Here is a 14,584-nt window from a genome sequence, read left to right on the forward strand (position 1 = left end):
TATCGCCCTATAGGCTAACCAATAACCCTGAGTTTTGCTACGCGAAGCATTAATGTTTTACGCTGTTGCCGTTCTTTAAAGTAGATAACCACTTTCGTTTTTTCACCTTCACCACTTCTGCTTATAATTTTACCCTGACCAAAAATATTATGTTCCACTTTTGCTCCTACCTGAAATGGATCTTCATCGGGATTGTCATAATATACCTGAGTATTATTAGAAGACCGATTTTTCTTTTTATAAAGTGGCTTTTTCCAGTCGTATTCAATCCGAGTATCTCCGTTTTGAGACGAAGAACTATTTTTTTCAGAGAATCGATCCTTATCTTGTTTTATGGAGGATCCGGTTTCCGTACGAACAACATCTGAACTTACTTCGTCTAAGAAACGGGAACGTCTTTTTCGTTGTTCTTCACCGTATTTATAACGACTGCGGCAGTGACTAAAAAAGAGCACTTCCTGTGCTCGTGTAATAGCCACATAAAAGAGTCTCCGTTCTTCTTCAATATTGACTTCTTCATTATTTCGACTGCCCACCGGGAATAATTCTTCTTCGAGCCCCACAACAAAAACAGCCGGGAATTCCAGCCCCTTAGCTGCATGAACGGTCATCATGGTAACGGCAGGTTTCTCCTCATCGTATTTGTCGGTATCGGTAATAAGGCTAATTTCCTGTAAAAAAGAGCTTAGTGAAGCGTTGTTGTTATTTTTTTCGAAATAGGATATCGCGTTTTCAAGTTCTAAAATATTTTCGCGACGCGTCATTGACTTGGGAGAGTTTTCCTCTACCAGTGACTTCATATAGCCTGATTTTTCCAGCAGCTTTTTGGTAACATTGATGAGCTTTTCGTTATTCTTCAGGTCATTCTTAAGCTCATTGATCATGGCTACAAAATCCTTGACACTATTCTCTGCCGGTTTATAAAGATCAATCTGATCCACATTTTTTAAAACCTGCCATAAAGACTGGTTCGTGGAACGGGCGCGGGCCATGAGATCATGCAATGATTTATTGCCAATCCCCCTGGAGGGTTCATTAATGATGCGGACAAGATTAGTATCATCATCCGGATTGATAAGAAGGGTCAGATATGCCAGTACATCTTTGATCTCTTTGCGCTGATAAAATGAAAGTCCGCCTACCAACTGATAGGGAATACCCTTACGGCGGAACGTTTCCTCATAAACCCTGCTCTGATAATTCGTCCGATAGAGTATGGCGAAATCATTGTAGTCATAACCTTTCCGGGCTTTCAGTTCTTTGATATAATTCGCTACCCGATTGGCTTCATCCCGCTCATCGTAGTTGTCGAGTACCGTTATGGTATCGCCCATGTCGTTGTCGGTCCAGAGCGTTTTATCCAGCTGACTCTCATTATTTTTGATAATAGAGTCTGCCGCTTTGAGTATGGCCTGGGTAGAGCGATAATTTTGTTCCAGCGGAATCTCAACCGCATCCTCATAATCATTTTTGAAATCGAGGATATTATGAATATCAGCACCCCGGAAGGAGTAGATACTTTGGGCATCATCCCCAACCACACATAAGTTCTTATACTTTTCAGCCAGCATGTTGGTCACTTTATACTGGGCATGATTGGTATCCTGGTACTCATCAATCAAGATATATTTAAAGCGATCCTGATATTTTTCGAGCACATCTTCGTTTTTTTGAAACAGCTCGATGGGTTTGACAAGCAGGTCATCAAAGTCCATCGCATTATTGTGTTTCAGGCGTTCGACATACTGCCCGTAGATTTTGGCGGTAATATCATCAAGCGTGCTATGTACAAATTTTTCCTGGTAATGATCCGGATAGATGAGCTCATTTTTGGCATCACTGATTAGTCGCTGAATAGTACGCGGACGTATCTCTTTGGGATCGTAGTTATTTTCCCGAAGTAGCTGCTTAATGGCATTTTTAGAATCTTCCATATCGTAAATAGAATAATTGGAAGTAAAGCCAATCTTTTCTGCCTCGAAACGCAGAATTTTTGAAAAAACGGAGTGAAAAGTTCCCATCCAGAGTTTGCGTGCTTCATCCCCAATAAGCTGCTGGATACGCTCTTTCATCTCTTTGGCAGCCTTATTGGTAAACGTCAGGGCCAAAATATCATCCGGGGCTGCTTTCTGCTGCTGAATAAGATAAGCTATACGGTAGGTAAGCACACGGGTTTTGCCACTGCCAGCTCCCGCTACAATCAGTAGGGGGCCCTCGGTATGACGTACTGCCCGTTTTTGTTGTTCATTCAGATCATGTATAAAATCTGGTTCTTTTGGCATAAAAATACTAAAAACTAAATATCTTGTTGTTATTACATCTCCCGGCTGCGTAAAATAAATACGGAGTTGTCCTCCACAAGGGGGGGGCACCTTCGAAGGAATCCGATTTATCGGGAGTAATTACGAATCCAATTCGCTTAAAATTTCGCGTAGTTTCTCCAGGTCTGTTTCAGTGTCTTCTTTCTTATCGCGTTCACGCTGGACAACCTCCGCTGGTGCATTATTTACGAATCCATCGTTTTTCAACTTGCCCTCGATAGATTTCAGAAAACCTTCCAGACGGTCAATTTCTTTTTGGATACGCTCGCGTTCCTTATCCAGATCGATGAGTCCCTCCAGCGGGACAAACAATTCAGTGCCTTCAATAACCGCAGAGGCCGATGTTTCGGGCTTGTCCAGATCCGCTTCTACTTTAAACGTATCAATGGACTGAAGCTTGCGGAAAATCCACTCGTTTTTACTGATAGCTTTGGCGGTGTTATCATCCTTGGCCTTGATAAGCAGATCAATCTCATCATTGGGACTTAGCTTAAATTCCGCACGAATATTACGGATGGCAGAGATCATCTTTTGAATGGATTCAAAAAGGGTTCTATCGTCCTTCGAGACAGCCTTTTCATCAAATTTCGGCCAGGAAGCTACGATTATCGCTTCATCCGTATCACGGTTGCGGGTAAGCTGCCAAATTTCTTCTGTGATAAACGGCATAAACGGATGCAAGAGTTTCATCAGCTGTTCAAAGATATTGAATCCACGTGAAAGGCGATCTTCTGGAATGCTGGCGCCCGGCTCATCGGCTTTGATAAGTTCAATATACCAGTCACAGAAATCATCCCATATCAACGAGTAAATTTTGTGTAGTGCCTCATTGATCCGAAAGGATTCCATATCCTTATTGATAGCATCGATCGTTTCGTGCAGACGAGAAAGCATCCAGCGGTCGACAAGATTGTCTTCATCAATCTTAAGTTCGATAGCCAGTTCGGTATCTTCCGTCCGATTCATCGACAGGAATCGGAAGGCATTCCAAATTTTGTTGGCAAAATTTCGTCCTTGCTCGCAAAGCTGCTCTTCGAACAGCAAATCATTTCCGGCAGGAGAGGAGAATAGCATCCCCACGCGCACGCCATCCGTACCGTATTGTTCCATGAGCTTAAGCGGATCGGGGGAGTTCCCTAGCGACTTCGACATTTTACGCCGTTGGCTATCGCGGACGATGCCTGTATAATAAACATTGCTGAACGGCTTTTCGTCTTTAAACTCATATCCAGACATAATCATCCGTGCAACCCAGAAAAACATGATTTCCGGAGCGGTAACCAAATCCTGTGTAGGATAATAGTATTCCAGCTCTTCATTAGCTTCGCCCGTACGGATAAACTCAGGGTCAAAAACGGTAATTGGCCATAGCCATGAAGAAAACCAGGTATCAAGCACATCTTCATCCTGACGGACATCATCAGTTGAAAGATCAGCATTCCCTGACTTTTTACGTGCTTTTTCAAGGGCTTCATCTTCGGTTTTAGCTACAACGTAATCATCCTTGCCGTCTCCGAAATACCAAGCAGGAATACGCTGTCCCCACCAAAGCTGACGCGAAATGCACCAATCGCGGATGTTTTCCATCCAGTGGTTGTAGGAGTTTTTGAACTTCGCCGGATGAAACTGAATATTATCGTTCATTACATTTTCATGGGCCGGCTTGGCTAGTTTATCCATCTGGCAGAACCACTGCAGCGATAGGCGCGGTTCGATAATAGCGTCGGTACGCTCGGAGTATCCGATTTTGTTTTCCAGCTCCTCGATCTCAACAAGCTGATCAAGTTCTTCAAGGTCTTTGATGATCAGTTCACGGGCATCAAAGCGGTCTTCTCCAATATAGTTTTCGGCTGCTTCATTCAGGGTCCCATCGGGATTGAGTATATCGATAATTTCCAGATCGTGCTTCTGACCAATTTCATAGTCATTTTCGTCGTGGGCCGGGGTGATCTTCAGACAACCTGTCCCATATTCCATATCTACATACTCATCGGCAATAACCGGGACTTCACGTTCCACGATTGGAATAATGGCCGTTTTACCGATCAGATCCTGATAGCGTTCGTCTTCCGGATGAACACAGACAGCGGAATCTGCCAAAATGGTTTCGGGACGTGTAGTGGCAATAGTTACCCACTGATCGCTGTTATTAATCTTATAACGGACGTGATACAGTTTTGATTTTTCCTCCCGGTGGATGACTTCTTCGTCAGAGAGCGCGGTTTGTGCTTCGGGATCCCAGTTGATCATGCGCTTCCCACGGTAAATATAGCCCCGCTCATAGAGTTTGATAAAGCAATCCACAACGGCTTCATATAGTTCATCCTCGAGCGTAAATCGCGTACGCTCCCAGTCGCAGGAAGCGCCCAATTTTCGGAGCTGTTGCAGGATAATTCCCCCGTGTTCTTCCGTCCACTCCCAGGCATGTTCTAAGAATTCATTACGGGTGAGATCGGCCTTGGTAATACCTTCTTTACGGAGTTTCTGAACGACTTTGGCTTCCGTTGCAATGGAGGCATGATCGGTGCCTGGTACCCAGCAGGCGTTCTTGCCCTGCATGCGGGCGCGGCGGACCAGCACATCCTGTATAGTATTGTTGAGCATGTGTCCCATATGCAGCACGCCCGTAACGTTTGGAGGAGGAATGACCACCGTATAGGATTCACGGTCGTCGGGTTCGGAATGGAAAAATCCGTTATCCTCCCAAAAGCTGTACCATTTGTCTTCGATGCTGCCGGGATCAAAATGCTTGGGAATATCCTTTGAAGCAGTTGTTTTTTTCAAAATTAATGAATGCGCTTTATGATGTTCAGATTAGATTTTACTGGAGGGTGAAGATACGAAAAAGGAGAGAAGATTTTGAGCCAATTATTGCTTCTATTTTAATAAGGCCCGCCTGACGGCTGTTATTTAGTCAAGTACATAAATATCCTGAGCCGTCCGGCGGGTGATTTTTTATAAGGTTATGAAGTTCGTTTTAATAAAACTCCGAAATGACCGTCGCAGTTATGTTTATGGGGGAAAGTCTGATATCCGAATCCACCGTCGACCATCACTTCTTCCGGTACATAGCCTTCCACGGTCTGCAGCTCAAAATTCTCATGGCGGTCGAGGAAATTCATTATCTGGTCCATATTTTCCTCTTCTTCAAGGGAACAGGTACTATATACCAGTCGCCCGCCTTTTTTAACCATTTTCGCGGCTGAATCCAGCAGTCGGGCCTGTTGCTCAACCGCATTTTTGAGTCCTTCCTCATCTCGTCGCCAGCGCAGATCTGCTCGTTTGCTCAGTACGCCCGTTCCTGTACAGGGAGCATCCAGAAGAACCCCGTCCGCTTCATCAAGTTCGAGTTCAGTTACATCTGCCCGGCGCACACGGATGTTTTCTGCGTGATAGGTAAGGGCACTTGATGCCAGTTTGTCCAGCCGTTCCGAAGAAATATCTACGGCCAAAATACTTCCTTCTGCATTCATTCGATCAGCCATCAGGATGCTTTTTGTACCCGGAGCAGCACATAGATCGTAAATTTCCTCACCGGGCTGAGGATCAAGAAGAAAGGGAGCGAAGCCAGCGGCTATATCCTGTACCTGGCAAAAACCTTTGTCAAGCCAACCCTTGGATATAAAAGGAGCAACGCTATCCACTTGAAAATAACCTGGAAGCCAATCGCTCTCCGTAAAGTCAATGTCGTGCTTCGTCATTCTCAGTTTAAAATTTTCTGTTTTGGTACGCAGGTTGTTAGCCCGGACATAGTAGACCGGCCTTTTGTTATTAGCCTGCATCAGCTTAAAAGCTTCACGCTCTCCAAACCGCTTCGTCCATCGTTCTACGAGCCATTCCGGATGTGAAAAGGTCGTTGCAACGAGTTTTGTCCGGTCTTCATAGGAGGGTTTGGGAAGGTTATCAATATCGCGCTGGAGATTCCGGAGAATTGCATTGGTGAGATCACCCGTACGTGAGCCGAGTTTCAGCTTAGCAAGTTCCACCGACTCATTAATCGCCGCATAATCAGGGGTACTGTCCATGAATACCATATCATAGATGCCCAGGCGTAAAATGTTTTTTAAGCTGGGCTTCATCTCCTTGATCTTAACATTTGAAAACTCGTCAATAAGGAAATCAAGATAGGTGCGGCGTCTTAAAATATTTTGTACATATTCGCGGACTTCAGCACGGCCGCGCGAATCCAATTGATCTGCAGTCGAATAATCTAATACGTTATTTTTGTCAAAATTGATTAATATTTCTACGCTGACAGAACGAGCCGATGCTTCAGTTTCCAATGCGATATCCAATTTAAATTATATTTTCAGTGATCTGTTCGCTGCGGACAAAAAAGAGTTCAGGACCAGTGGATTTCGAAATGAATCTTAATCAAAAAATGGCTGACTCTAAAATTGATGGAACAGGTTTAAAAAAATACAGTTTTAGGAGGGGAGTTGCTAATACGGAATAAGAAATCTGGTCACTGATTTTAATACTTTATTTTGATCAGTCATTACCTGTTCTGTGCGAAATAGTATACTGGTAATCCTAATAGAAGAATCAGAATTCCAACAAGTGCTCCCCATCCGGTGAATACAACACTAGAATAGAGCAGGTACAGGCAAACGGTCATAAATAACAGGGGAGTAAGAGGATAGAGTGGAACTCTAAATGACAATTTATAGTTGGGATTTCTTCGGAAAACAAAAAGAGATAAAGTTGTTAAAAAAATAAAAAACCAAAATACCGGTGCGGTATAATCAACCATTGTAGAAACAGCTTCTTCTGTAAAGCCACCCAGTATAACAAGTCCAAAAGCAATAAAACCCTGGAGTAGCAAAGCATTAACGGGGGTGTTATTGGCATGATTCCATTGGCCAATAAATTTGAGAAGAGGGAAATCACGTCCTAATGCATAATTTGTTCTGGCTCCGGTAATAATCGTAGCATTTGCAGTAGAAAGGGCTGAAATCACAATGAGGACTGCCATTGCAAATGATCCGCCGGACCCAATAATTTTATTGCTCAGGCTAACTCCGATAGTATCGGAATTTCGCAGGGTTTCAAGCCCTAAAAGCTGGAGGTAGGCACTGTTAATAAGCACGTATAGGACGGTAATAGTCGCCAGGCTTAACAGAAGTACGCGAGAAATATTTTTCCGAACATCCTTAATTTCGGCGGAAAGGTATACGCCTTCGTTCCAGCCTCCGTAAGTGAGCAGTACAAATATCATAGCTGCTCCCGCGGAGGTAGTCACACCTGAGTCGGAAGCAGCTTGTACCGGTTCAGCGCTGAATCCGGTTAATACTCCGGCTAAACCAGCCAGCAGCAAAACAACCACAATTATAGAGGTCATAGCCGTTTGGATATTTTTAGAGGGACCGGTGCCTATAATATTGAGGGCGGTTAGCCCAACGACCGTAATTCCGGCATAAATAGAGGAGCTGTAGGTCCCTAGATCATAAATGACAGACGCATAATCGCCCAGAATAAAAGCTGCAAGAGTAATGGAGCCGGTTTGTATGACGGTCATACGTCCCCATGAAAAGAGAAAACCGGTACCCGGACCAAATGCCTTGGTAAGGAAAAAGTACTCTCCTCCCGCATCGGGCTTGGCAGAGGCTAATTCTGCATAGCAAAGTGCCCCAATAATTGAAATGATGCCTCCCGCTATCCAAAAGCTAAGATAATGCAGTTCTGAGGCGGCATTTTGTGCAACCATGGAGGGCAGGCGAAAAATACCAATACCTATAACAATGCCTATTATGACGGCAATCGCATTGAAGTTGTTAAAAATTCGCCGGGGCTTGCCCCGGGAGTCCTTTTTCATATAATAGTATAAATAATTATGGCTATCTCACTTATTTGGCATACCAATGTAAAAGCTACTCGCGGGTAGCAGTCCAGGGAGAAAATGTCTTTTCATTTGCATTATGGTGTTGCATGGAGCCATGGATTTGATCGCCTTCTACACGTCCGCTGAAAATGTAAAACTGGTTGCCATTCGAGGCTTTTATAGTAATGCGGTCGCCTCTTAACAATTGTTGCTCTGTCTTATAGGTAGTGCCATTTTGATCAGTGAGTGAAGCGGTAATCTCCTGATACCTTTGCGTTAAATTAATTTCAAAATCTTTGCCGTCAGCCGAAAAATTCCAGTTGCCTGCTACTTTTGCTGGAATAACCCAGTAGTAAATGTCATGCGACCGACTGCTTCCCTCTGATTCAATAGTAAGTTTTTTATCTGCTTTCCAATCTCCCATATCAAAGCTGTGAGAAACAATACGTGTACCCGGCTGCAGCCTATCGAGTAATTCCGGACGTAGTTTCTTGTTTACGGAGGGCAGGAGATACATGGTAATTACGGATGCTTCACTGAAGTCGGTTTCAAAGAGGTTGCCTTCGATAAATAGGATTTGATCGTCTACTCCGGCATCCTGTGCATTTTGACGCGCTTCTTCTATGCGTTCCGGATCAAGATCAATTCCATGACCATTGGCCCCGCGTTCTGCTGCAGCTATTACTATGCGTCCATCGCCGGATCCCAAATCAATAACATAGTCACTTGGTTTAACGTCGGTAACCTCTAACATTTTTTGAACTACGTTATCGGGCGTAGGTACATACGGAACATCCAGATCTTGCGCTTGTAGCGGGGAAGAAGCCAGTAGTAAAAACAGGCTAACAACAAAAGCAGTAATCGTTGATTTGAGAAATCTATTTATTGATGAAGTTGACATATTCGTCACCATTTTTTAAAAGGGTTGAAAAGGGAAGATTATAGCTAATGAATATAGGTTAAAAATCATGCTCAAAAACAACACTAAGTTAAATAAAGGTTATAAACTTAACAGTTACAACTACAAGCTATATTCATTATGTAATAAAGAGTTAAAATTGTTAGAAGTTCCCACCAACCTCATGTAATTGGATTCAAATAATTTGGTTTGAAAGATTATGTATTGCTTTTGCCTTTTCCTTGGAAAAAGCCTAACTTTCGTCGCTTCCAGAGTGATGGAACATTTCGACTAAAATTACCAAAATTAACTCATTATAATCGACTATTAGATAATGAATAAAGGAACCGTTGCACAGGTCATTGGTCCGGTTGTGGATGTGGACTTTGATGAGGGAAGCATCCCCCCCGTATTAAATGCCCTCTATATTGAACGTGAAGACAAATCTAAACTTTATCTGGAAGTTGCCCAGCACCTCGGAGAAAATCGTGTGCGTACCATTGCGATGGACTCTACCGATGGCTTGGTTCGGGAAATGGAAGTCGTTAACACCGGTGCTCCGATCTCCATGCCTGTCGGCGAAGATATTCGCGGAAGAGTATTTAATGTGGTTGGAGAACCAATTGATGGCATTGAGCCACCTAAAGGAGACCGAACGTATCCCATTCACCGATCTGCTCCCGAGTTTAAAGAATTGGCAACTTCTACCGAAATGCTGGAAACCGGTATTAAGGTTATTGACTTGCTTTGTCCCTATGCCAAGGGTGGTAAGACTGGGCTTTTCGGTGGTGCCGGAGTAGGGAAGACGGTTCTTATTCAGGAGCTTATTAATAATATTGCGAAAGGTCACGGTGGATTATCCGTATTTGCCGGGGTGGGAGAGCGTACCCGGGAAGGAAATGACTTGATCCGTGAGATGCTTGAAGCCGATATTATTGACTATGGAGAGGCTTTTAAGGAATCTTTTGAGGAAGGTAATTGGGATCTTGAGAAGGTAGACAAGGAGGCCCTTAAAGAATCAAAATCTGCTTTTGTATTTGGTCAGATGAATGAGCCCCCGGGAGCTCGTGCACGTGTAGCACTTTCAGGTCTGACGATAGCGGAGTATTTCCGTGATGAGGTAAGCCGTGATATCCTGTTTTTTATTGACAATATTTTCCGCTTTACCCAGGCAGGCTCCGAAGTATCTGCCTTGTTGGGACGAATGCCATCAGCTGTTGGATATCAGCCAACACTTGCTACGGAAATGGGAGACCTACAGGAGCGAATTACTTCTACTAAAAATGGGTCTATTACCTCAGTACAGGCGGTTTATGTACCGGCTGATGACTTGACAGATCCCGCTCCGGCAACGACATTTGCTCACCTCGATGCAACGACGGTATTAAGCCGTGCACTGACGCAGATTGGTATTTATCCTGCGGTGGATCCCCTTGACTCTTCTTCCCGTATTCTTGATCCCCATATCGTAGGTGAAGAGCATTATAATACGGCCCGTGGAGTTATTGAGATTTTGCAGAAGTATAAGGATCTGCAGGATATTATTGCTATTCTCGGTATGGATGAACTTTCTGATGAAGACAAAACGGTCGTAGCCCGGGCACGAAGAATTCAGCGATTCCTGAGCCAGAACTTCCACGTAGCTGAGCAATTTACTGGCCAGCCGGGTGTTTTCGTAAATGTTGAAGACACCGTGAAGGGCTTCAAGAAAATTCTGGACGGAGAGCTTGACCATTTACCTGAGAATGCTTTTTACATGGTTGGTACTATTGAGGAAGCCATAGAAAAAGGCGAAAAATTGTTAGCCGAAGAAAAGGAAGCTGAGGCAGCAGAATAAAATGACCAGTTTCAAAGCTCAAATTCTAACTCCAGAGGGTTCGCTTCTGGATGAAGAGGTAACAGGTGTTAAACTGCCCGGAACAATGGGCAGCTTCGAAGTTAAAACGCTGCATGCCAATATTATGTCTACTCTTGAAGTAGGTGAAGTGGTGGTTCGCAAAGCAACCGGGGAAGAGCAGCATTTCGCTATAACCGGTGGATTTGTAGAGGTTGTGGATAACCACCTGCATTTACTTGCTGAGGCTGCTGAATCGGTAGAGGAGATTGATGTAGAGCGTGCAAAAGCTGCAAAAGAACGAGCACGTGAACGTTTGGCATCAGCATCGGAAGATGACTCTATCGATAAGAAAAGAGCGAAGAAAGCTTTAGAAAGGGCAGAAAACCGTATCAAACTAGCGGCTGATGTAACGGTATCTACACAGTAAGGCAGATGGTTACTTATTTTCTATAATAGTTATCCGAAAAAATTAGGCGATCTCTCATTGATTGAGGGATCGCCTTTTTTATTGTTTAGATCTTTCCTTGCCTAGTCCAGCTTTTATCGTATTAACTCAGCATCAGGACGTATCCCATTACTGAAAAGTAACGTACTATTATTACCTTACCAGTCAATCCGACCGGTACCGGTGTTATTACCGTTGTTGCCGGCACCTTCCCGGGGCATCACAAATCCTGCAGGAGGTTCAAATGCTTCATAACTCCAGGGAGCATCGGGATCGGATGAGGCAAGGTTCATGAATCGACCGACCATTGGGAGTGCTGTATGGGCCCCCTGACCGGTCCTGCTGGTCTCAGGGAAGCGAATACGCCGGTCGGCACCGCCCACCCAAGCTCCCATTACAATATGAGGAGTCATTCCCATAAACCAGTTATCTGCCGCATTCTGTGTAGTTCCGGTCTTTCCGGCAATATCCTGTCGGATATTATAAGTGCTTTGCAGGCGCACGCCGGTTCCATAGTAATCTTCTCCGCCCCGTATAACCCCGCGCATCATATCAATCATAATATAAGCTGTCTCAGGACTTATTGCTTCCTGCTGAAACTCCGGCTGATATTCTTTAATTACATTGCCGGACTTGTCTTCAATACGGGTAATTGCGAAGGGTTCAATATGCACGCCCTGATTCGCAAAAGTGGTATAGGCGCTTGTTAATTCCAACAGCGATACTTCCGCTGTTCCAAGGGCTATAGATGGGAATACGCGTTCATCCGAGAGGTCAATCCCCATATTTTCAGCCATCTGCTTTATCTTTTGCGCTGCTGGCATTAAATCTTCAACACGGTTTGTATTCGGAGCCCCCGCAATTTCGGGCAGCAGTCCAACCGTCACATTATTTAAGCTCCGTGCCAGTCCTTGCCGCAGGGGCAGCATATCCGGTCCTTCGGGAACACTCGGATCTTTGGGGGCCCAAACTCTGCCGCTCTTTTGAACAAATTTGCGGGGATATTTTGAGAATCTGTGATAGGGCATATAGCCATTATCAATAGCCACGGTATATACAAAGGGCTTAAAGGTTGATCCGGCTTGTCGTTCGGACTGGTAGACATGGTCGAACTGTACATCACCATAGTCGGAGCCGCCTATCCAGCACAGGATTTCGCCCGTCTTGGGATCAATCCCTACAAATCCTGCTTCTAAGCGCATTTTAGCGCGCTTGACGGAGTCCACAAAAGCTTCATCGGCCCTCAATTTTTCCATAACTACCGAGGATTGATCGGTGTCATATTTAGAAAACCCGTTTTTAAAACGATCGGTTTCACGAATAAAACTGGGTAAGAACTGGGGATATCGCTGCCAGAAGATATCCATAAACTCCCCATTGGAGGAGGTCCATTCATCTACGAATATCGACTGCAAAGAATCAAGCTTAGTCTCTACGGCTTGTTGAGCATATTTTTGATACCGTGAATCAATAGTGGTATAGATCGTAAGTCCATCGGTATTAAGATTATAGCCGTTTTCTTCGGCCCAACCTTCTATTTGTTGCCTGACATATTGCCCAAAATACCTGCTTTCAGTTCCGGCTTTGGAGGGAGGATGATAATCTAATTGCAGGGGTTGTTCTAAAAGTTGGTTATAGGCCGTATTATCAAGAAATCCCCGTTCATTGAGGAGCATAAGCACCGTATTGCGGCGGGAAATAGCATTTTCAGGATTAATGCGTGGATTATAAAGATAAACTCCTTTTAATGAACCTATGAGTGTAGCGGCTTCAGGGGCTGTAAGTTCTTTGGCTGTTTTACCATAATGCGTATATGCAGCAGATTGAATACCGAAGGCGCTATTCGGAAATTCAACTGTATTCAAATACATTTCTATTATTTCACGCTTAGTGTAATTGCCCTCTATTTCAATGGCAGTTATCATTTCGCGCAGTTTCCTGATGATCGAAAATTCACGCCCGATCTTCTTATATAAATTTCGGGCTAGCTGTTGGGTAATAGTAGATCCTCCTTGTATCCGTCCGTTCAGCAGATGCCAGGGTACGGAGAGGGTGCGGATCATATCTATACCCCAATGTTCGTAAAATCGGTGATCCTCAGTAGCTATTAATGCATTTATAGCATGGGGGGATATATCTTCATAGGGTACGTAGGTACGATTTTCTGTATAAAAACGATCCAAAACAACGCCGTCCCGACTTTTAACTTCGGAGGCAATAGCTGTTTGAGGATTTTCAAGTTCGGATACTGAAGGAAGACCCGAAAAAAGAAAAATAAGAAAACCGGTAAACAATATAACTGTTATACCACCAGCAATGGTTGTCCACTTAACAAAATCATTTTTATTCCAGTTAAAGGAGAACCAATTTTTATAACCTGAGTGGCCAGAATTATCCTTTGAGGCCTTTTGCCGGCGGTATTCGGGATCGTTAAAATAACGATCCATTTCATTATCAAAGTCTGAGTTACTCATTTAATTTTTGACTCAAAATGGTTTAAGAGAATGTGTTTCAGGCTCCCAACAAACGAGTTTAATGGCTGAATTATTGTAAAGGGCCAAAGTACGATGCTTGTAAAAGGTACCTAAATTTATATAGCTTCCGAAGTCATATTGTTCCCGGCGGGGTATATGATCGTGACCAGAAATTATTAAATCGAAATCACTTTTCTGTAACTGATCTTTTGCCCAGTTAGAAAGCATTTCTTTATGATTTTCAGGATCATCGAGTTTTCTGTTAAAACGGGAAAAGTATTTCATTAGTGTCAACCCAGCCGACCCATTTAATATAGCCCGATAACATTTCAGAAAAAAGGAATTACGCAGGATCCTGTGCATCAGTGGCCTGGGTAGATCAAAATGGGAATTTGCTAAGCCATCTCCATGCAAGAGCATAAGTTTTTTTTGGTCCAGGGAACATTGAATATATTCGTGAGTGATTTTGAATCCCCTGTCTATAAGATGTCCATACGTCCAGTGATCATGATTACCTGTTATATAGGGAATAGAGGAGATATTACGATTATACGTTTCAAATCGGTCAAGAAGTTTATTTCCATAGGAGGGAATATAGTCAGGAAATTCCATCCAGTAGTCGAATAGATCCCCCAGGATAAAAATTTGAATAGATCTTTGTTCGCAATAATCGATCAGCTGGATAAGTTCGGTTTCTATTCGGTGGTTCTCCTGGTCCGAAAATCCCCCAAAATGTACATCAGAGAGGAACAAGACTGGAGGCTTAATAGTGGATAAGTCCATCTGGC

9 protein-coding genes are annotated in these 14,584 nt (G+C 43.7%); 2 read left to right on the forward strand and 7 right to left on the reverse strand.

What is annotated here, in order from left to right:
• Positions 1-14 precede the first annotated feature (14 nt).
• The 5 genes from ABEB05_RS02090 to ABEB05_RS02110 form a co-directional block, all read right to left on the reverse strand.
• Complete coding sequence (locus ABEB05_RS02090) at positions 15-2,282, reverse strand: ATP-dependent helicase (protein WP_265787095.1); 2,268 nt, start codon at positions 2,280-2,282, stop codon at positions 15-17.
• Between the two features lie 120 nt (positions 2,283-2,402).
• On the reverse strand, positions 2,403-5,105 hold the full coding sequence (locus ABEB05_RS02095; protein WP_265787097.1) for a valine--tRNA ligase: 2,703 nt from the start codon (positions 5,103-5,105) through the stop codon (positions 2,403-2,405).
• Positions 5,106-5,284: 179 nt separating this feature from the next.
• Positions 5,285-6,616: a 16S rRNA (cytosine(967)-C(5))-methyltransferase RsmB gene (gene rsmB, locus ABEB05_RS02100; protein ID WP_265787099.1), complete on the reverse strand. Its 1,332-nt coding sequence runs from the start codon at positions 6,614-6,616 to the stop codon at positions 5,285-5,287.
• A 203-nt stretch (positions 6,617-6,819) separates the two neighbouring features.
• Entirely contained in the window at positions 6,820-8,136 is a 1,317-nt protein-coding gene (locus ABEB05_RS02105; protein ID WP_265787101.1) for an APC family permease, read from the reverse strand.
• A gap of 55 nt (positions 8,137-8,191) precedes the next feature.
• Positions 8,192-9,043 (reverse strand): class I SAM-dependent methyltransferase, encoded by an 852-nt coding sequence (locus ABEB05_RS02110; RefSeq protein ID WP_265787103.1) that lies wholly within the window; start codon positions 9,041-9,043, stop codon positions 8,192-8,194.
• 331 nt (positions 9,044-9,374) lie between these two features.
• Here ABEB05_RS02110 and atpD point away from each other — a divergent pair, with 331 nt between their 5' ends.
• Both atpD and atpC read left to right on the forward strand, forming a co-directional pair.
• Positions 9,375-10,877 carry a F0F1 ATP synthase subunit beta gene (gene atpD, locus ABEB05_RS02115; protein WP_265787105.1) on the forward strand — a complete coding sequence of 501 codons (1,503 nt, stop codon included), beginning with the start codon at positions 9,375-9,377 and terminating at the stop codon, positions 10,875-10,877.
• 1 nt (position 10,878) lies between these two features.
• Complete coding sequence (gene atpC, locus ABEB05_RS02120) at positions 10,879-11,304, forward strand: ATP synthase F1 subunit epsilon (protein WP_265787107.1); 426 nt, start codon at positions 10,879-10,881, stop codon at positions 11,302-11,304.
• Positions 11,305-11,480: 176 nt separating this feature from the next.
• Here atpC and ABEB05_RS02125 read toward each other — a convergent pair whose 3' ends face one another.
• A complete protein-coding gene (locus ABEB05_RS02125; protein ID WP_265787109.1) occupies positions 11,481-13,796 on the reverse strand; it encodes a penicillin-binding protein 1A in 2,316 nt (771 codons plus the stop codon).
• 12 nt (positions 13,797-13,808) lie between these two features.
• On the reverse strand, positions 13,809-14,579 hold the full coding sequence (locus ABEB05_RS02130) for a UDP-2,3-diacylglucosamine diphosphatase (protein ID WP_265787111.1): 771 nt from the start codon (positions 14,577-14,579) through the stop codon (positions 13,809-13,811).
• Positions 14,580-14,584: the final 5 nt, after the last annotated feature.

Origin of the sequence: Fodinibius salicampi (assembly GCF_039545095.1) — a bacterium.
In the GTDB taxonomy this organism is placed as follows: Bacteria; Bacteroidota; Rhodothermia; order Balneolales; family Balneolaceae; genus Fodinibius; species Fodinibius salicampi.

Coding starts and splice junctions, on each gene's coding strand:
- atpC (WP_265787107.1), top strand. CDS start 10,879: ATGACCAGTTTCAAAGCTCAAATTCTAACTCCAGAGGGTTCGCTTCTG.
- ABEB05_RS02125 (WP_265787109.1), bottom strand. CDS start 13,796: ATGAGTAACTCAGACTTTGATAATGAAATGGATCGTTATTTTAACGAT.
- atpD (WP_265787105.1), top strand. CDS start 9,375: ATGAATAAAGGAACCGTTGCACAGGTCATTGGTCCGGTTGTGGATGTG.
- ABEB05_RS02105 (WP_265787101.1), bottom strand. CDS start 8,136: ATGAAAAAGGACTCCCGGGGCAAGCCCCGGCGAATTTTTAACAACTTC.
- ABEB05_RS02090 (WP_265787095.1), bottom strand. CDS start 2,282: ATGCCAAAAGAACCAGATTTTATACATGATCTGAATGAACAACAAAAA.
- ABEB05_RS02110 (WP_265787103.1), bottom strand. CDS start 9,043: ATGTCAACTTCATCAATAAATAGATTTCTCAAATCAACGATTACTGCT.
- ABEB05_RS02130 (WP_265787111.1), bottom strand. CDS start 14,579: ATGGACTTATCCACTATTAAGCCTCCAGTCTTGTTCCTCTCTGATGTA.